Annotated in this window: 14 protein-coding genes; 9 read left to right on the top strand and 5 right to left on the bottom strand. The window is 60.0% G+C overall.

Translation table 11 applies throughout. The annotated features are described in order from the left end of the window. The 5 genes from FCU66_RS24835 to FCU66_RS24815 all read right to left on the bottom strand — a co-directional run. A partial coding sequence (locus FCU66_RS24835; RefSeq protein ID WP_136625449.1) for an HlyD family type I secretion periplasmic adaptor subunit occupies nucleotides 1-947 on the bottom strand: 947 nt, incomplete at its 3' end. After that, on the bottom strand, nucleotides 947-2,692 hold the full coding sequence (locus tag FCU66_RS24830) for a type I secretion system permease/ATPase (RefSeq protein ID WP_136620194.1): 1,746 nt from the start codon (nucleotides 2,690-2,692) through the stop codon (nucleotides 947-949). The genes FCU66_RS24835 and FCU66_RS24830, both read right to left, overlap by 1 nt. Before the next feature lie 28 nt (nucleotides 2,693-2,720). Continuing rightward, entirely contained in the window at nucleotides 2,721-9,140 is a 6,420-nt protein-coding gene (locus tag FCU66_RS24825) for a calcium-binding protein (RefSeq protein WP_136620092.1), read from the bottom strand. A gap of 16 nt (nucleotides 9,141-9,156) precedes the next feature. Further along, the gene (locus FCU66_RS24820) at nucleotides 9,157-9,888 is read right to left on the bottom strand and encodes a hypothetical protein (RefSeq protein ID WP_136620093.1); all 732 of its coding nucleotides are present in this window, start codon (nucleotides 9,886-9,888) and stop codon (nucleotides 9,157-9,159) included. Between the two features lie 1,153 nt (nucleotides 9,889-11,041). After that, nucleotides 11,042-11,662: a hypothetical protein gene (locus FCU66_RS24815; RefSeq protein WP_136620094.1), complete on the bottom strand. Its 621-nt coding sequence runs from the start codon at nucleotides 11,660-11,662 to the stop codon at nucleotides 11,042-11,044. A gap of 443 nt (nucleotides 11,663-12,105) precedes the next feature. Here FCU66_RS24815 and FCU66_RS24810 point away from each other — a divergent pair, with 443 nt between their 5' ends. From FCU66_RS24810 to FCU66_RS24770, 9 genes are read left to right on the top strand one after another with little or no spacing between them, the layout of a single operon-like run. Then, nucleotides 12,106-13,155 carry a PilN domain-containing protein gene (locus FCU66_RS24810; RefSeq protein WP_136620095.1) on the top strand — a complete coding sequence of 350 codons (1,050 nt, stop codon included), beginning with the start codon at nucleotides 12,106-12,108 and terminating at the stop codon, nucleotides 13,153-13,155. A 2-nt stretch (nucleotides 13,156-13,157) separates the two neighbouring features. After that, on the top strand, nucleotides 13,158-13,757 hold the full coding sequence (gene gspM, locus FCU66_RS24805) for a type II secretion system protein GspM (RefSeq protein WP_136620096.1): 600 nt from the start codon (nucleotides 13,158-13,160) through the stop codon (nucleotides 13,755-13,757). After that, nucleotides 13,754-14,323 (top strand): hypothetical protein, encoded by a 570-nt coding sequence (locus FCU66_RS24800; protein WP_136620097.1) that lies wholly within the window; start codon nucleotides 13,754-13,756, stop codon nucleotides 14,321-14,323. The genes gspM and FCU66_RS24800 overlap by 4 nt, the downstream gene beginning before the upstream one ends. Beyond that, nucleotides 14,320-15,240 carry a general secretion pathway protein GspK gene (locus tag FCU66_RS24795; protein WP_136620098.1) on the top strand — a complete coding sequence of 307 codons (921 nt, stop codon included), beginning with the start codon at nucleotides 14,320-14,322 and terminating at the stop codon, nucleotides 15,238-15,240. Before FCU66_RS24800 ends, FCU66_RS24795 begins: the two co-directional genes overlap by 4 nt. Next, on the top strand, nucleotides 15,237-16,880 hold the full coding sequence (locus tag FCU66_RS24790; protein ID WP_136620099.1) for a GspE/PulE family protein: 1,644 nt from the start codon (nucleotides 15,237-15,239) through the stop codon (nucleotides 16,878-16,880). Before FCU66_RS24795 ends, FCU66_RS24790 begins: the two co-directional genes overlap by 4 nt. Next, nucleotides 16,880-18,091 (top strand): type II secretion system F family protein, encoded by a 1,212-nt coding sequence (locus FCU66_RS24785; protein WP_136620100.1) that lies wholly within the window; start codon nucleotides 16,880-16,882, stop codon nucleotides 18,089-18,091. The genes FCU66_RS24790 and FCU66_RS24785 overlap by 1 nt, the downstream gene beginning before the upstream one ends. After that, a complete protein-coding gene (locus FCU66_RS24780) occupies nucleotides 18,088-18,561 on the top strand; it encodes a GspH/FimT family pseudopilin (RefSeq protein WP_136620101.1) in 474 nt (157 codons plus the stop codon). Before FCU66_RS24785 ends, FCU66_RS24780 begins: the two co-directional genes overlap by 4 nt. Continuing rightward, on the top strand, nucleotides 18,558-18,923 hold the full coding sequence (locus FCU66_RS24775; protein ID WP_136620102.1) for a prepilin-type N-terminal cleavage/methylation domain-containing protein: 366 nt from the start codon (nucleotides 18,558-18,560) through the stop codon (nucleotides 18,921-18,923). The genes FCU66_RS24780 and FCU66_RS24775 overlap by 4 nt, the downstream gene beginning before the upstream one ends. Beyond that, entirely contained in the window at nucleotides 18,920-19,639 is a 720-nt protein-coding gene (locus FCU66_RS24770; RefSeq protein ID WP_246094001.1) for a general secretion pathway protein GspJ, read from the top strand. Before FCU66_RS24775 ends, FCU66_RS24770 begins: the two co-directional genes overlap by 4 nt. Nucleotides 19,640-19,654 lie beyond the last annotated feature (15 nt).

Genomic DNA, 19,654 nt, shown 5'->3' with positions numbered 1-19,654 from the left:
ACCACGAGCATGATCACCTCACCCGGCGAAATGACGCCGCCGACCGTATGAACGGCAAGCTGGTGAACCACGCCATCCTGCGGACTGCGAATATCGATGCGTTTGAGCTGGTCTTCGGCTGACACCTTGCGTTCGACGAATTCGGACATTTTCCCCTGGACATCGCGAAGCTCGGTCGCAACCTCGCTGCGCAGATCCTGGTCGACCTGGATGATCTGCAACCGGGTCTCGGCGATCCGGCCTTTCGCTTGTGCAATCGATGCGGTCAGCTGTCCGTGTTCGCCATCGAGCCGAACCGCGTCGCGCTCCAGCGCCGTCATGCGGTCGATCGAGACAAGCTTCTTGAGCCAGAGCGTGCGGATGCTGTCGAGTTCGGTGCCGATCAGTTTTATTTCCTGGCTCTTGGCCTCCCGTTGTTCGGTGAGCCCCGAGGCCTCTTCGGTAAGCTGCGCGATGCGTTCCTCCAACTGAGCCTTCTGCCCGGCGCGAGCCTGCCGGCGAAACTCGAACAGCGACTGTTCGCCGGCCATGGCGCGCGCAACGGCGGCGTCATCCCGCCGCGAGATCAGCGAGGTTGGGAAGGCGATGTCGGCATGGTCATCACGCTCGGCTTCGAGACGGGCCAGGCGCGCGTCGAATTCGTCGAGGCCCTTGGTGACGATAGCGAGGTTGGCGCGGGTGACGGTTTCGTCGAGACGGATCAGGACCTGGCCGGATTTCACGGCATCGCCTTCGCGCGCCAGAATGTCGCCGACGACGCCACCGGTGGGATGCTGGACCTTCTTGACGCTGGAATCGACGACCATCTTTCCCGACGCGATTACGGCACCGGAAAGCTCCGTGACCGCCGCCAGACTGCCCGCGCCGCCGACGAGAAGGATGCAGGCGGCCACGCCACCAAGCAGATAGCGCCGAATGGTCCGATCGATGGTGGGGGCCACGGCCATCAGGACGCAGTCTCCTCAGGCCCGGATACGACCTTCAAGGGAACGCCACTCGGACGGGTTACCTTGTTCAAGACTTCGCTCTTCGGTCCGAAGGCCTGGACGCGGCCGTTGGCCATCACCAGAACCTGATCGAGGCTTGCCAGCGCGCTCGGCCGGTGCGCCACGACCACGGCGATGCCGCCGCGCGCGCGAACCCCCTGGATGGCTTCCGTCAACGCGGCCTCGCCTTCGGCATCGAGGTTGGAATTCGGCTCGTCGAGGATGACAAGGAAAGGATCGCCATAAAGAGCCCGCGCCAGCGCCACCCTTTGCCGCTGGCCTGCCGAGAGCGCCGACCCGGCCTCACCGATGCGCGTCTCGTATCCCTCCGGCAAATGCACGACGAGATCGTGAACGCCCGCCGCCCGGGCCGCTGCCAGTATCTTATCCGAAGCAGCCTGAGGTTCGAAGCGCGCGATGTTTTCGGCGATGGTGCCGTCGAACAGCTGCACATCCTGCGGCAGATAGCCGATATGACTGCCGAACTCTTCCAGCGACCACTGGTCGAGCGTCGCTCCATCCAGCCTTACGGTCCCACGCATGGGGAGCCATATCCCGGCAATCGCGCGGACCAGCGAAGACTTGCCCGAGGCGCTCGGGCCGACGATGCCGAGCCCAGCGCCCTTCTCCAGCGCAAAGCTGGCGTCCTGGACGACAACGCGGCGCTCCCCCGGCGGCGTGACGCTGATGGCTTCGACCTTAAGAGCGGAGGTCGGCGCCGGCAGGTCGACACTGGTTGCGGTTTCGGGAAGCAGTGCCAACAACTGGGTCAGCCGGGCCCAGGCCTGGCGGGCATTGACGAAGCCTTTCCAGTGCGCGATCGCCAGTTCGATCGGCGCCAGCGCCCGGCCCATCATGATCGAGCTGGCGATCATGATGCCGCCTGTCGCCTCCTGATGGATGACGAGCCAGGCGCCGATCGCCAGTATGCCCGACTGCAGCATCATGCGCAGGATCTTCGAGACCGTTCCAAGCGTGCCGGCCAGATCGCTGGCTTTCGCATTGGTGCTGAGATAGTCGGCGTTGATATCAGACCAGCGCTCGGCGATGCGCGAGCCGAAGCCCATCGCCTGCAGCACCTCGACATTGCGGCGCGTGGCCTCCGCCAGCGTGTTGCGGGCGGCCGCCTGGCTGTTGGCTCTTTTGGCGGGCTCGCGTGTGCGGGCCTCGGCAAACAAGGTCAGGCCGAACAGAATGACGGCGCCGGCCAGTGCCGTCATGCCGATCCAGAAATGGAAGAGGAAACATATGCCGAGGTAGAGCGGCATCCACGGCAGGTCGAAAAGGGCCGTTGGGCCGACGCTCGACAGAAATGACCGGACCTGATCGAGATCGCGCAACGACTGGAGCCCATCACCCGCCAGCTTGGTGCGCAAAGGCAGGCGCATGAGGGCGGCATAGACCTGGCCGCTCATGCGCGCGTCGAGCGCCATGCCAATGCGCACGAGCAGACGCGACCGGATGAGTTCGAGCACGCCCTGAAAGACGAACAGAGTGCCGGCAAACACGACAAGCCCGACCAGCGTCGGCACGCTGCGGCCGGGAATGACGCGATCATAGACCTGCAGCATGAAGAACGAGCCGGTCAGCGCCAGGATGTTGACCACGCCGCTCATCAGCGCGATGCCGGAAAATGCGCGGCGAAAGGAAGCCAGAACCGCCGCGAGAGTCGTTCGCGGCGGCTCTGAAGGGCGGGACTGCGGCATCGCGTTCAAGTGCATTCCAGTTCAGGCATCAGGCGGCGATGAACTGGAAGTCATCATGGTGCAGGTTTGCCAAGGCGACGTTCTTCAGGGTCAGCACATTGCTGGAGTCGTGTGTGATCACTGTGTCGGAGCCGACCTGGGTGGCTGCGGCGAGGACCGAAGCGAAGTCGTCGAAGACGTTGTCGGCGAACTGAATGATATCTGGAGAACCGGCTCCGACAAAAAAGTCAGTGATGTTGTCGAGACCAAAGGCAGCTTTGAAGACGAAGATGTCATTGCCCTCGCCACCGACCAGAATGTCGTCTCCGGTCCCGCCAAGCAGCACGTCATCGCCGGCGCGGCCATAGAGCGTGTCATTGCCTTCACCGCCATCCAGCGTGTCGTTGCCCGCCACGCCGACCCTTACCTCCGAGCCCGACGCAACGCCAACAGAGACGTTCAGTTCGTAGGTTTCGCCGGTGGGGACGGCATCGTTATCCTCATAGCTCCCCACCACGATGTAGTATGTTCCGTCGACCGTCGCGGTGTAGGTCAGTGAGGAATCGAGACCTTTGGGCGAGCCCGGATCGCCGCCATTATCGTCCTGATACGCGACCTCGGTGCCCGAACTGCCGTCGGCCAGGATCAGTCTGACATAAGTGTCCAGATCTCCCGATGTATGGTCGATATCGGCGGTGATGGTCTCGCCAGTTTTCAAGGTGATCTTATAGTAGCCAGCCGCACCGTTGCCGGTGGCGTTGATCGTGGAATGCGGCACGGAGGTCGAATCCGCGATATCGCCATCAGCAAGGTAAGAGAAGCTGTTGCTGATGTCGTGGGCATTGGCGATCGAATTGTTGGTCGCGGTCGAACTCAGCGTCGCATAGCTTTCGCCGAGACCGACGTCGACGACCACCTCGGGCACGAAATCGCCGTCGATCGTATCGTTGCCGGCGCCGCCGGAGATCGTATCGCTGCCGCCCTGGCCGACGAGCTCGTTGTCGCTGGCATCGCCTGTCAGATGATCGTCGAATGCAGAGCCCGTCAGGTTCTCGATCGAAATGAAGGTGTCGGAGCCCTCACCTGTAGTCAGGTTCGCGATAACCGCCTCCGATCGGGTGTGGAAGGACGCTGTGTCGATACCCTCACCGCCGTCGATCTGGTAGCCGGTGCCATCCGTGAAGATAAACGTGTCGTCCTGGCTCGACCCGGTATAGCCCTCCCCGTTTTCGGATCCCACAAGGATGGTCATGCCATTGGGACCGTCGCTCTCTCCTACGGTGATGGTGAAGATATCATCGATGGTATAAGTTCCGTCGGAGACTTCCAGACGTATGACGAAGGCGCCGGCAACATCAGGCGTACCACTAAATGTCCGCGTTGCCGGGTCGAAACTCAACCACTCCGGCAGTAGAGAGGCCGAATATATCAGATTTGGTGTGTCGATGTCCTGAAAGGTATCGGCCGGTACGGTGAACGTGAACTGCCCACCTGCTTCTGCTTCCTGGTTGGCAAGGGGATTGACGAGAACCGGCGCGAGATTGACGCCTGCCGCTATACTGATCTCCGCAGAGTTCCACTCCTCGCCGTCCGAAAATATAATCTTCTCGATACCTGCATCCACAGGATGAACAAAGAACTGATTGCGTATGGTGATCAATTCATTGCTTTCAAGGATTCGTATTTGCAGATCATTCCCGCTCACAGAAAGCTCGACTCCGCTTGAGAGAATATCGGTAAATATAAGCGCACCGCTTTCTACGTCATTCGGATCATCAAACCATGGATCATATAAGGAGTAGGTATCGTTCCCGTCGCCCAAAGCGTAGACGAACCTGTCGTCCCCCATTGTAGGGCTGAAATAATCATCGCCCTTGCCTCCTTGGAATGTAACGGACCACCGGCCGCTCTCGTAAAGAATGTCGTCGCCGTCCGTTCCACGTATCCAGGCATTGGCCTGAATCTCGGCGAGATTCCACGATGAACCATCGGCGAATTCGATCTTCTCAATACCGAAATTCTCGCCGGGCCGCGAAAACTGCTCATCGACCATAATAGTCTCGCCGGTCGAGAGCACCGTGATCTTCAGATCGCTACCATCGTGAGTAAGCTCAACATCGTCAGCGTTCAGATTGGCCAGCCGCAAGATGTCGATATCGGTGACCGATCCATCGCCATCGTTGATGTGATCATTGCCGTCACCCGAGGTGTAGATATACGTGTCGTTCCCGGCACGCCCCATCAACACATCCGCGCCCAAGCCACCGGTCAGGATGTCGTTGCCTTCAAGACTGATAATCGTGTCAGCTGCACTGGTGCCAGTGATCGAATTGTTGGCCTGGTCCCCCATGATGGCACCCGACGCTGCGCTCAGAAAATCCGATTTGTCCCAACGCGCGCCGTCGGCAAAGACGATGGTCTCCACCCCTCTCGATGAACCGAACTGTTCCGAGATGGTTATGGTTTGGCCTGTTTGAAGAATCGTAATCTTAAGATCCATATCCGATTTTGTCAGCTCAACGTCATCCATGGTGAGATCGATGAGTTTAAGCGTATCAGTCCCCGCGAAACGAATGTCCCCGCCATAGTCATCGATGTTGTCGTTTCCGTCTCCAGAAGCATAGATATATGTATCGCTGCCTGACCAGTCCCAGAAGGTGTCGTTCCCTTGTCCCGCGTAGTAAGTATCATCCCAATTGCCACTTTCGATGCTGCTGCCGGTCAGAGAATCGTCTCCGGCTGTTCCACGGGTCCAGGCATGCGCGGTGATTTCAGCCTGGTTCCACGACGAGCCATCGGCGAACGTGATTTTCTCGATCCCCCAGTTTTCGTTTTGCCAGAATTGCTTTTCGACGGTAATCACCTCGCCCGTTGAGAGGATTTTCACGGTCAGGGTCTTGTCTTGACGAGCAAGTTCAATGTCGCCAGCGTTGCGGTCCATCAGCTTCAGCGTGTCGACCTCGGTGAGGCTTTTTGCATCTTCGATCACGTCGTTGCCGTCGCCCGACGCGTAAACGAATGCATCATTGCCGGCGCCGCCGTTTAACTTGTCATTGCCGGTGCCGCCCTCCAGCGTATCGTCACCTCCCAGGCCGGTGATGGTTTCACCGGCAGCGGTTCCGATGATCGTGTTATTGCCGGCATCGCCGTGGATACCGCCACGCACGAGGCTGATGAAATCCGAGCGCGTCCACACTTCGCCATCGGCAAACAGGATTTGATCGACACCACGCACGCTGTTACCAGCATCGGAGAGCGCTGCGACGAGTACAATTGAGCTCCCATCGCCCGCTCCAGGCGCACTCTCGCTCACAGTGACCGTCACGTCCGTCCCCGAAAGGGTCAGGTTCACATCGGCCGCGACGATATCGGTGAAGACAAGACGGTCAGATGGCGTTTCCCATCCAAACCCTTCGTCGACAATTTGGTCATTGCCATCGCCACGCGTAAACAAATATGTATCGTCGCCGACGTCACCTCTGAGCGTATCGTCGCCTCGTCCTCCTATTAGCGTATCGTCAAGGGTCCTCCCCTGGAGGACATCTGCGTCATTGCCCCCAAGTAACAGCAAACCGTCATCCACAAGTGAGGCTAAGACGGGGTCGTCACCGCTTGCCGCGTTGAGTGCAGCGGTAACGAGAGTTTCCCACGTATACCGATTACTGTAATATTCATATTGGAGTCCTTCGAGGGCCAACAGAGCCTTCATCGTGTATTCTGTACGAGCACTTCCAGCTTCCGGTATTCGCTGAAACATTGATTCCAATACAAGCTCGCTAACGTGCAAGCGGTCTTGGTCGTGATCGTATCGCACTGGCCAAAGTGATCCGAACGGACTTTCCTCGACCAGCACGGGGTCAACCCCAAGTGCCAAAGCGCTTGTTGAGGATTGGCTGATAAATCGCGTAAGCAATGTGCTGAAGACATCGCCGAATGTGTCTTCGATAGTCCTGCCAAAGCTGCTCGTTATTGGCCCTTCAAATGGGCTGCCAAAGTACTTTTCCAAAAAAGCCGCATGCCGCGGATCCAGGTAAGACCCTTGTGGGCCACTCGGAACGCCATCGACGCCTGCCCACTCCAGCAGCAAACTTTCGAACGAAGCACGGATGGCATACGTATCACCGGTATAGAGCTGTATGACCATGGCCGATGCGTGAGCTAAAAGCTCCTGATCCAGGGACATGGCATAAGCCAAGTCGGGGATTAGTCCATAACCCTTAAGGTTCGGCAATTCTTCAGCCGCGGGAGAAACGACAAAGCCCGCTGGGGGAATCCATCGTGTTATCGTGTTGTCAACGCCAAAATAAATCGCCGCCGCTGTCCCGGTCGCTCCATTTTCGAAAACGTAATTGCCTTCAAATGCGACAATATTGCCCCCTTGCACGCCACCGTTGGGGCTATTGTCAAGGTTGATGGCCGATACGTTGTAGGCCGAAAGACCGAACAGTTCACCGCTGTCGGAGACGCCGTCGCCGTCAAGGTCGCGCCAAAGCTTCAGTGTGCTGAACACTGCGTCGTTGACATCGATCCGACCGTCGTCATTCGAGTCGAACATTCTTAGGGCTGTAAAGCCATCCTGCGTTTCATTGCCGAATAGCTCCGAGACTCCGTCGACAATGGAATTGCCGTTCGCGTCTCGCACCAAGATCGCATCATCGGACGCAACCCAGCCGGTCTTCTCCGCAAAACCATCGCCTGCGAAGTCGAAATGGGCTTGCGACGCTCCAACCGCGATGAGTTCTACCCCATCGCCATCAAGATCCAAGACTAAAGGGTCACGGGGCTGCGAAGGCTTGTAAGGCCGCCACGGCGAATGAGGATCCTTTTCCAACGAGAGGGTAATCCCGAGGTCGCCGTTTGCCCAATTTTGAACCGCTATTGACCCTCCCGTCGCAAAGGTAATAGCCAACGTGGTACCTGACAGAACGCAGCCGTTTCCGGCTCCGTCCATATAAGGGGCACCAGCCGCGGCTAAGCGGTCCTTCGTACCGCCAGAAAACCGCTCGCCGCCACGGAAGACCGCACCGCTGCCGTCGCTGTCATCAACAACGTCCCCATCGCTCACATAGTACCTGTCGAAGCCAGAACCGCCCGAGAGGCGGTCGGCACCGTTGCCACCGTCTATGGTTTGGTCACCATTGTCCGTCAGGATGATGTCATTGAAATTCGAACCCGTTACGATCTCAACATCGATCAACCTAACGCCATGAGCGCCAACAACGACCGAAGTCGTCGCCTGACTAAAGTCGGCGGTATCCTCGCCACCTTTGCCGTCGATTTCCGTTTCCATGCCTGTCAGAGTAAAGATGTCGTCGCCATTGCTGCCCTGATATCGCTCAAAGTTGTCGATGGATATGATCTTCCCACCGGTCCGGAACTCCTTTTGAACGGTGTCTATTTCAACTTTGTCGAGATATACCCCGGTGAGTTGGTCGTTGCCGCCGCCACCATCTAATGCCAGTTCTGTGAAATCTGGCGCAAGGGACTGGACCGCGAATGTGTCGTCGCCTGCAGAACCAATGATTTTCTCAACATTATAGAGGCTATCGATGCCCGCTCCAGAAATTCCGGCCACGAAATGAGCGGTTGATGGCGCAGTTTTTATGGTTACAACCAACTGCGTAGTTAATTCCGAATAGTCAACAACGTCGGTGCCAGCCCCCCCATCCAGGATATCGTTTCCGAGCGATCCGAGCAGTCGATCGTTCCCTGCCCCGCCATTCATGAACTCTCCGCCGTCTACACCTTGGATCCCGGCATCGTCCGTAATCCTTCCCAACACTATGTTGCCATAGTAAGCCTGCGCTACCGTTCCCGCTCCACCGTATGCGCCATAGAGAAAACTGTCGATTTGATTGGAGCCAGAGACGACCGTCGGGATCGAATATCCCCCATTCCAATTGAGACTGACCGTCAAGATCTCCACGAACTTGTCGAATGCCTCGCCATTGTCGTGAGCAGATTTCAGCAACGCGAGGGCGTCATAGGTATCTCCTGTGGTCTCCAGAACATTTGTGAGTAGGGGTGCGGAAACTCCAAGTGCTAGAAACAGCGGGTTTCCCGCCCAACCTCCAGCATCCCCACCGAACAGGCCTTCCGCCACAGACTGCGCATCTCGGACGACAATAGTCGAAATAGCCGGGATCGCTTTGTTTTCTATAATATCACGGAGAACTGATCTCGCGATGGCATTTGAAGCATTTTGGATACGCGTTTCAAGATCACCAACAGGCCCATAGCGAATCATATATTGCTCGGCCGAGTAACCACGAATAAAGCCGCTATAGAAACCGCTGCCCTCATTTACCTCAGCTGACCCATAAAGCCACAATATTGCAGCTTGATCAACGCCAGTCTGGCCATTCGCTAGGCCGCCTGCGTAGCGGTAAGCTTCTGGGTACAGTCCCTGATCTACCAGTTCTTGCAAATGCTGTATTTGCTCTTCTGTGAATTCGAAGTTCTCAGCCATTTCTCTGCTCACTACCTTAGAGTTCGCAAGCGCCAGGGCGCTGATGATACCATTGGAAATTTCCCGCCCCCGGGCTCACAAGCCAGGAACGAAGTTGCCGCTCCAGCGAATCGAACATGGCCGGCATTTCATCTACGGAGACTTGGTAAGTCACGATCTGCAAATGCAGACGAGTAATGTTCGTGAGAGCCGGGGCGAATAAGTAATTTTTGGCATCCTTCGGATACGTCATTTTTGCGAGCGGGTCTTCATAAACCCAACTCGTCGCCAGGCCGCCAAAAACCCTGAAATCATCATCGCTTAAATATACGTCGCCAGCGGTCAGCTTCTCTTCATAGACATAAAATGGCCCATCCTTGCGCACGGCTTTGCTTGGATCTGGCTTTGCGCCTAATCGACTTGTGCTACGGCAGAACAGATCTAGTTCCGGGGCCTGCACATTGGCATCAATGGCTACAACAGGGCCTCGTTTCCTCTGCTCCATTGGCCATATCCGATCCAGCTTTATGAAGATTGTATCGACCTGACGCACTCGCCCCGTTGCTGGCGAATACCGCGCATAGTCGAACCGTGGCTTTTGGCTTGGGGATTCCGGATCGAAGGACGCGCTCACATTGTCGGGGATGTTCAGAACAAGATCCCCGACTTGGACAAGTTGCGATGCATTGGCTGCGAAAGAAGAAACCATGAAAATTATTGCGAGAGCGCCCAGTCGTACTGACAGGTGTCTGCCTGATCTGTAATTCATATCTCACACCTCGGAGGTTTCGACGCTGGTCGCAGCAGGCTAGATGCAGACTGTCCTTGACGGATCATACCGGGCTCCGCGGGAAGCAGGTGCTAGGATTGACGAGTGCCTTTTCGGTGTTTGGCGAGCAACTGGCCAGACGTTGCCCGCCCGCCTTCAATGCAACTCGAAGTTTGGTGGGCAAGCTCGGTCGGACTTCGCTAGGTTCGCCGTGCGATTCAGCCGGACTGGCGCGTTTTTCGTTCACGGCCGCTGCCTTCCGTTCGCCTCTGGCCTCGGGGGCTTCACAGGCGAGAAATAGATGATTGCCAACGCACGACCCGAAGTGAGCAAGCCATGCTTCGACCACTGCCAAGCGTGGCGCCCGACACCATGAAACTCTCCGCCGCTCTTCTGGGTTTGAGGCGATGATCGCCGCACTACCCCCGCAAGCAAAATCGGTAACACATCCGTGATGGCCTGTTAAGAGCCCGTGAAGAAACGGATCAAGAAAATCTTCGCTCTATTCATAAGACGAATCTAATTTACACTTTGATGCATTGTACATGTATGGATAGGACTCATTTTGGCACGATGGGGCCAGATAACTCCCAACGGAGCCAAGTATTTATGCGGCTTGGCGTCAGCGCGGCTATTGGCGGCCCCAAAGGCGGCGGCCTGCCGGATGTTCATGCCGAAGGCTTTGGGACAACTCCAACCCGATTGGCAGTGGCGACCGAACCTGGCGAACGGTTGCAGGCCCTCAAGACAACAAAGCTGTGACTAATCGGCCTCCCGCGCCTTCGCTAATATCCGCATCGCATCGGCATTTGTAGTGATCTCACCTTGAAAACCTTGGCCGAGAGCTGCCGACAAGCGAAGAGCGCCTGCGATTTGGAGAGCGTGTACAGTGCACAAAACGGCAGCCGTACGAACACGGCAAAACGTGCACTGTCACCGTAATTCCCCGAAATGTGTCCCCCATCACGCCAGTGCCGGGGTCGTCCAGAAGAATCGCGCCACTCAACGCGGCCATGGTCTCAACAACTGGCGTCAGGTGCTCAACGATAGCAAGACTAGGAGATGCAGCAATAACCCCAGCGGCCACCGCCGACGCGATATCCAAAATCGTCGCCAAATCATTCCAATTGATTTGCTTATTTTGCGTTGGCACTTATTTCTCCGATCGACGGCTATTTCTAAATATGGAAAGCAGAGCGCCAACGATAAAATATGCGCATACGGCAAACAACAAGGGTTGAATGATTAATATAAAGCTGCGATCTTCACCATCGCAAACTGCAGAAATAAATCTCCTGGGTAAAAATACCTCTTTGCCGACAAACAAAAACACAAACGGCGCGGCCGCCACGGCGGAAATCGTAGAAATTGCGTATGTTTGCTTATCTGATTTTTTTGACGTTGCCGCATAAATGACGCTAAATAACGCTGCCGGAACCATGAGGGCAGAGAGCAAGGAAAAGAACGAAAAATAGAGATCAAGAACGTACTTACCCGGGTACAGGCAATCTGCCAATGCCGCGGGCATCAAGTAAAAACCACCAATATCTATTTTATTATATTTGAAGTTATATCCAAGTACAGATGTCACTAAAAAAATTACGAACGATATTAGTATTGGAAGGAAGCCAAAGGTTAGAAGGCGCGGCTTTTCTTTTGGAACTGTCATCCGGACCACCAAGCTCACAAGATCAGTCGTGCTAGCATTGTGCCCGACGCCATCAAATTCCTGCAGCTTTTCTGAGTTCGCTACGGTGGTCGCCGCGCTGCCCACACCGTAAAATCGGTAACACATCCGTGAAGGCCTGTTAAGAGCCTGTGAAGAAACAAACCAAGAAAATCCTCTCTCTATTTATGAGAATTTTCTAATTTACACTTTGATGTATTGTACATGTATGGATAGGACTGATTTTGGCACGATGGGGCCAGACAACTCCCAACCGAGCCAAGTATTTATGCGGCTTGGCGTCAGCACGGCCATCGGCGACCCCCAGGGCGACGGTTTGCCGGATGTTCATGCCGAAGGCTGTCGGACAACTCCACCTGCTTAGCATCGGTAACCGAACCTGGCGAACGGCCGCAGGCCCTCAAGACAACAAAAACTGTGATTAATCGACCTCCCGCGCCGTCGCGAATATCCGCATCACATCGGCATTTGTAGTAATCTCGCCTGGAAACCCTCGGCCGAGAATCAGCCGGGGTGGCGGGCGGCTGGTTGTGGCGACACTCAACGCGCAGGTTCTGGATTTCCTCGACTGGTGGCTCGATGAGCTGCGAGGGGTCTGGACGCGGATTGTTCCCAGGCAAAAGCAATCTTCCACAAGCGACTGGATCGTCACCCTGGCGGATGACGGCATCCGCGCCCGGGAAGTCAATGCGCCGGAGTTCCAATCGATCCCGTTGGCGCTCACGGCATCCTCGGACGAAGTTCTGGCGCTTCTCCAGGGCGGGCCTCGGCGCAAGCGGCCGACCTTCGATATCCGGGTCCTGCCCGGGCTGTTCCTGACCCGGCAACTGGCGGCGCGGCGGCTGCCGCTTCGCCAGGCCCGGGACATGGCCGAACTCGACCTTCTGGCCACCACGCCGATCGACCCGGCGCAGGTGCATGTCGTTTTCGCCAGGCACGCTGAGCAGGACTGCCGCTACCATGTCGTCAAGGCGAAGACGCTTGGCCCAGTACTGGACGCGGTGCGCCGGGCCGGCGGGTCCGTCCGCTGCCTGTCGCTGTCGCAGCCTGACAGCACGCTGCGGGCCGATCCGCTCAGCCTGGCCGCCATCTGGCCGCCCACCGCGCACGACCGGCGCGGCAGAACCGCCTGGGTCGCGGCCTGTTCGGTGCTGGCCGGAGCGGTGCTGGTCACCTTCGCCCATGCGCATTGGCGCAGCTGGCAGGCTGGCGCAGAACTCGACGCGCAGATCGCCGATGCGCAGGTGCTGGCCAAGGCGGCACGCAGCTCGCTGCAGAAGCGCCAGGCCGGCATCGAGCAGATCGAAAAAATCCGTCAGGAAAAGAAGACGACGGCGTCGCTGGTGCGTGTCTGGGCCGAGCTGACGCACCTGCTGCCCGACACGGCCTGGCTGACCGATCTTTCCGCCAAGGGCGACGACCTGACCATCACAGGGTTTTCAGCCTCCGCCGCCGAGCTGATCCAGCCGCTCGACGCCTCGCCGCTGTTTTCGGCGCCCGAATTCGCCGCGCCCGTGGTCAGGGTTCCCGGCCAGGACGGCGAACACTTCACCATTTCGGCAAAGATCGGAGCGCTCTGACGATGCTCTCCGCCATCCTCAACACAAGGCCGCTGGTCCGTCGCCTGATCGCCTTGGCCCTTGCAGCGGTGACGGCCTGTGTCTTGGCCTGGGTGGCGTTCGCGGCGCTCGACAGCGTCGCCTCGGCGCAAGCCGGGATAGAGGAAAAGCGCGAGCTTCTCGGCCAGCTGCAGAGCGTGGCGGCCCTGGCCAAGCGCCTCGACAGCGCCGCCAGCCCCGTGGTGGCGGCAAATCCCGAGTTCCTCACCGGCGAGAGCGAAGCGATCATTCGCGGCGGGCTGCAAAAGCGGCTGAATGCGATCGCCGTCGCCAACGGGGTCAGCGTGCTGTCGGCCGGCAATGCACCTGTGCTCAGCGAAGCCGGCGTCGATTTCATCGGCCTGCGGGCCAACCTTTCGGGACCGCTGGAAGGCATTCACAACGCCGTTCTCGCCATCGAAACGTCGCTGCCGGTGCTGTTCATTCGCGAGGCCACGCTACGCACGACCGATGTCGGACCGGCTGCAGGACGGACCGGCGATCCCGAGATCTTTGCCGAGATCCTGTTTTACGGCCCGCTGCAAACGCAGGCCGCGCCGCCGCCCGGTGGGGTCAAGCCATGAGCCGGAAATTCGCTGGCCTGGCGATCGCGGCCATGATTGCGGGCCTCGTCCTGGTCAATGTCGCGCTCTACAACACGCCGGTCGACACCACGCCGGTCGCCCCCGGGAAAGGGCATGACGGCGCACTGGCATCAGCGGCGGGATCGCTGCAGTTTCCCGAGGCCGGCGATTTCAGCGAGACGTTCCAGCGTCCGCTGTTCACGCCGACCCGCCGGAAAATCGTGTCGCCGCCGGCAGCACCACAGCCGGTGGAGGTTGCCGTCGCACCGGCCGAGCAGCCGGCGCCGCCGCCGCCCGAAGCCGCACCGGCCGTCGCGCCATCGCTGCTGGGCATCAGCAGAAACGGCGGCGCGGCAAAGGCGCTGCTGCGCGTCGCCGGCAGCGAAGCCGCGGCCTGGTATGGCAGTGGCGAGACCGTCGACGGCTGGAAGGTGTCGGCGATCGACAAGGATCAGGCCGTGCTCGAGCGGGACGGCAAGGTGGCGCGCATCCTGCTTTATCCGCCATGGAAGAACGTCCCGCCATCCGCAACGCCCCCGCCACCTCCGCCTGAACCGCAATTATGAGCAGCCGCGCACCTCATGAGAGCGCGAACACAGGGCACGAAAGCGCCAGCAGCGGCTTTTCGCTGGTCGCCGTGCTGGTGTTCATGCTGATCGTCTCGGCAATCGTCGTTCCCTTTGCCGTGACGGCGAAGACGCGGCTGATGATCGCCAACAACGAGGTCGAGCAGGAGCGCCTGTCGCTGCTTGCCGAAGGCCTGGGCAATGTGGTTGCGAGCCAATTGACCGGCGGCTCGGGGACGAAGACATTTGCGCTGGATTCCACACCGGCAGCGTGCCGGTCGGGTGCGTTCAGCTTCGATGTGCGCGTCCAGGATCATGGCGGGCTGATCGATCTCAATGCCGCCGACGATCATTTGCTGGCGCTGGGCTTCGCATCGCTCGGCTTCGAGCAGCAGGCGGCGCAAGCGCTGGCCGAGGCCGCGATCCGGTTTCGCGACAACGCTAAGCTGTTCGCCGGCCAGCCCGGGCCGAGAAGCGCCGTCGGGCCGCCGCAAGACAAGCAGGCGCCGTTCGAATCGGTGTCTGAACTGCAGGAGTTCGCGGCCCTTGGGTCAGTGCCCCTGCAGGCCCTCCATGCCACCTTCACGGTCAACTCGAAGCGCGGCACGATCAGCGCCGATCGTGCGCCTAGCCGTCTTCGCGCTGCTCTTGCCACGGGTTCCAGCGCCGCGATCGTTCAGGCGGCCGAGGCATCGGCCTATACGGTCGACGTGGTCGTCAGACGTGACGGATCCGGGATCACGGGCGAAGCCGGGTTCATCATCGAGAAATCTCCGGTCAGCGACACCGCATTCTGGCGCGTCTCGCGAAGCCCGGCCCGTGACGCCGGCACATTGCCGGCAGTCGCCGGCAGTGCCGGCTGCGAGGTGCTTTTCGGCACCGAGGCCGCACAGCTCCTGCAGGGGTGGAGTTCATGAACGCTCTCGTCCAGCCCCAGGGAATAGAGGCGTTTCTGGCCTTTCTCGAGGGCGAGAAGGTGCTGACCGCGCACGCGGCCCAACGCGCCTTGGGGGCATCGCGAACATCAGGACACCCGTTTGACACGGTGATGACCGAACTCGGGCTGATCGGCGAGCAGGAGCTTGCCAACAGCCTCAGCCGCTACCTCCAGGCACCGACGTCGGTCGAGATTCCCGAACAGGTCAGCCCCGAAATGCTGGCAAGCGTACCGTTGGTCTATCTCAGGGAAAACGCCATCCTGCCGCTGCAGATGGATGCCGAGCGGCTGGTTGTCGCCGTGGCCGATCCGTTCTCCTCGGCAACCATCGACGCGCTCGCCTTTCACTATGAGCGGACACTGGCGTTACGCATCTTGCCAAGGCGAACGATCACCGAATGCATCGATCGCATCGAGCAATCGGCCCTGGCGGCCGTTTCAAATGGCGGCGGCGGTGGCGAAATCCTGGATTTCGGCCCCGACGACCTCGAACGGCTGAAGGATTTTGCCCGTGAAGCGCCGATCGTCCGCTTCGTCGCCGAGACCATCCACAAGGCGGTCGATGCGAGAGCCACCGATATCCACATCGAACCGCTCGAGGATCACGTCCGCATCCGCTTCAGGCATGACGGCATGCTGTCCACCGTCGACACAGCATCGATTGCGATGCTGTCCGGCATCTCCACCCGCATCAAGATCCTGTCGCGGCTCAACATTGCCGAACGGCGCTTGCCGCAGGATGGACGCATGCGCATTGCCGTGCGCGGCCGCGACGTCGACCTGCGCGTCTCGGTCATTCCGTCGATTCACGGCGAAGCCATCGTGCTTCGAATTCTTGACCGCGCCGGCGTCGAATTGAAGCTGGAGAAACTGGGTTTCGACGGTGCCGCGCAGGCCAAGATCCGCTCCATGTCGCAAGCCGCCAACGGCATCGTGCTGATCACCGGGCCGACCGGCAGCGGCAAGACGACGACGCTCTATTCCATCCTCGCCGAGCGTTCGCGGCCGGACGTCAAGATCTTCACCGTCGAGGACCCGGTCGAATACCGGATGGCGGGCATCACCCAGCTGCAGGTCAATCCGGCGATCGACCTCGACTTTGCCGCCGCGCTGCGTTCGATCCTGCGGCAGGACCCCGACATCATCCTGCTCGGTGAAATTCGCGATCGCGAAACGGCGCAGGTCGCGGTCCAGGCGGCCCTGACCGGTCATCTGGTGTTTTCGACACTTCACACCAACAGTGCCGCGAGTGCGCTGACGCGGCTTCGCGACATGGGCATCGACGGCTACCTGCTCGGCGCGACGATCAGGGGCGTCATCGCACAGCGGCTGTTGCGCCGCATCTGCCCGACCTGCCACGGCGCGGAACAGACCGGCCCGGCCTGCCGCACCTGCAATGGCTCCGGCTACAGCGGGCGCACGGTGACCTACGAAATGCTGCAGGTGTCGCCGCGCATCGCCGAGCTCATCGACCAGGGCGCCGGCGAAATGGAGATCGGCCGGATTGCCGCCGAGGACGACCTCGTGCCGATGTCGGTGCACGCAACCGCCCTTGCCCGATCGCAGGTCACCACGATGGACGAAGTCCGGCGTGTCATCGATCTCGCGGGAGGGGGCTGATGCCGGCCTTTGCCTATCGCGCCTATCTCGTCGACGGCAGCACCGAGACCGGCGTTCTCGATGCGTCGACGAAGCAGGATGCGGCGCGCAAACTGGCGCAGCAGGGCCGCCGTTCCTATCATCTTGCGCTTGTGAACGGCGACAGGCTTCGCCTGCCGGGGCGCAGCGCGCTGACGTTTACCCGCAGGGTCGATCTCGGCCGGCTGTTTTCCGAGCTTTCGGTGCTTCTGAACGCCGGTTTCACCGTCGACCGCGCCTTGCATGCGGTTATTTCAGGCGAAGCCAACCATCAGCGGCGTCAGCAGCTGCAATCGGTGCTCGATCTGACGACCGGCGGTCGGCCGATCGCCGAAGCCTTTGCCGGCCTGCCGGGCATCACCTCCGACGTTGCCGCTCTGCTCGCCAGCGGCGAGCGCAGCGGCAAGATGGCCTATATATGCCAGCGGCTGGCGGACACGTATGAGGCAACGGCCAAGCGCCGTGCGGCAATCATCGAGGCCCTGGCCTATCCGGCCTTCCTGCTGCTGGTCATGAGCGGGGCGCTGGTCATCCTGGCGACGGTCCTGGTGCCGGCGCTGGAACCGATTTTCGAAGGCTCATCCGCCCCAAAACCGTTCACCATGACCATGCTTTCGGCGTTCGGCACGGTGTTCCGCGACTATCCGTTCGTGTTCCCGCTGGCGGCGGTCCTCAGCCTGCTTTCCTGGCTTTTTCTGTCCCGGTCCACCGGCGCCAGAAAACGCCTCTCGCATTGGCTGTTGAAGATCCCGCTGATCGGCGCGCTGGTCAGGGATGCCGTGATCGCGCGCTATCTGGAAACGCTTGCGCTGCTGCTCGGCAATGGCGTGGCGATGACCGAGGCGCTTGGCCTGGCCGCCAACGTTTCCAGGCAGAGTTCCCTGGCCGCGAGCTTTGCAGCAATCGAAGAAACCGTCGCCAATGGCGCGCGCCTGCATGGCGCGATCGTCAAGGCGGGGATTTTCGACAATGCGACGATGTCGCTGGTCTCGCTCGGCGAAGAGGCCAACGCCCTTCCCGTGGTCCTGGATCGGGCGGCGAAAATGCTTCAGCTGACGCTGACGCGACGCATCGACACGGTGCTGAAGCTGCTGACCCCGGCGCTGACGATTTCACTTGGTTTTCTCGTCGGCAGCCTGGTCATTTCGGTGATGACCACCATCCTCAGCATCAACGACCTGGCGCTGCAATGACAGCCGCGACGAGAGCCGGCGCGCCGGCACATGCAACGGCCGGATTTACCCTGGTCGAAATGCTGGTCGTGCTGGCGATCATGGCCCTCGTCGCGGCCATCGCCGCACCCGGGCTGGTCAGCAACTATCGCACCAAGAACCTGGAGACACTGGCCGGCGAGATCACCATGCGGCTGCGCCTGTCGCGCACATCGGCGATCGCCACCGCCAGGCCGAAGCAGGTCGTCGTCGATCTCGGCGCCCGCGCCTTCCGTTTTGGCGAGCGGGACACGCTCACTCTGCCGGACGATGTCAAGATGACCGTGACCACCGGTCAGGAGACCGTCATCGCCGACCGGCAGACGGTCTTGACCTTCCTTCCCGATGGCAGCGCTTCCGGCATGGACATCGCCCTCGAGCGAAAAGGGCGGACCGCGCGCATCGCGGTCAACTGGCTGACCGGGCTTTCAACCTGGCGCGCACTGCCATGACCGGCCCATCGTCCCAGCCCTCCCCCGAAGACGGATTTTCGATCCTGGAGATGATCGTCGCCATGACCATCCTGGCGCTGGTGCTTGGCATCGCCAGCCAGTCGATCGTGCTGGCGAGCCGCAGCATCACTGCTGCCAAGCGCCAGGTCGAAGCCGCCAGGACCGTGCGTGTGATGCTGGCAGACTACGAAGCCCGACCCACGGTGCAAACCACGACGCCATCCGGCTGGACCCTGAAGACGCGCACGATAGAAATGGCGAAGGCGAAGGTGACCGCTGTTCTCATCGAGAAGACCGGTGGTGCGTTTCCAGGCGGGCCGTTTCTAACCTTCGTGCCCGTGCGGGACCCGGGCACTCCATGAGCGTGTTCGTCCGCACTCGCTCGAGAATCTACGCCGTCTGCCGGCAGGGACGTCGTTCAGGCGCCCCTCTGCCAGACGCCAGATCGCGGCTGCGGTCGCCGGCATCAGTCGAGGGATTTGCGCTTATCGACGTGCTGGTTGGACTGGCCCTGATCGGCGTGATCACGTCGCTGACGATGGTCTTCCTCGGCCAGGCTCGAACCATGCTGCGCATCGAAAAGGCAACCGAATTCCAGATGGAGGTCGATGCCGCATCGCGCTTTCTGGAAACGGCGATCAGCCACGCCGAGCCGTTGCCATTGTCGAAGTCGTCGCCGGACCAGGTGCTCTATCTCGATGGCGATGGCGCCCGGATCGAATTCAGCGCCGTTCAGGCAATCGGCTTCCAATCCTCCGCACTGCGCGAAACTGCCGTTTCGCTTGGCCAGGCGGGAGGCGCGCTGGCCATTGTCCAGAAAACACGGCGCGGCAGCGATCCCGGCGCATCGACGCAGAGCGAACCGGTACGGCTGATCGGCGGCGTGAACGCCGTAAAATTCGAATATCTCGACGGTTCGACGGCAGCCTCATCCTGGTTGCCGAGCTGGAATGCGCCGCGGCGCCTGCCTGCGGCCGTGCGCTTCACCGTTTCGGTCCTGCGCGATGGTGCTGCCTATTCGGCGAGAGGTTTTGCCCGCCTCGACCTGGCAAATGCACAGATGCCGCGCACGAACTGAACGCAGCCCCAGCAG

It is taken from the genome of Mesorhizobium norvegicum, from assembly GCF_004919685.1.
GTDB classification, from domain to species: Bacteria; Pseudomonadota; Alphaproteobacteria; order Rhizobiales; family Rhizobiaceae; genus Mesorhizobium; species Mesorhizobium norvegicum.
Note: the sequence above shows the minus strand (reverse complement) of the source record. Positions and strands in the feature narration are given on the sequence as shown.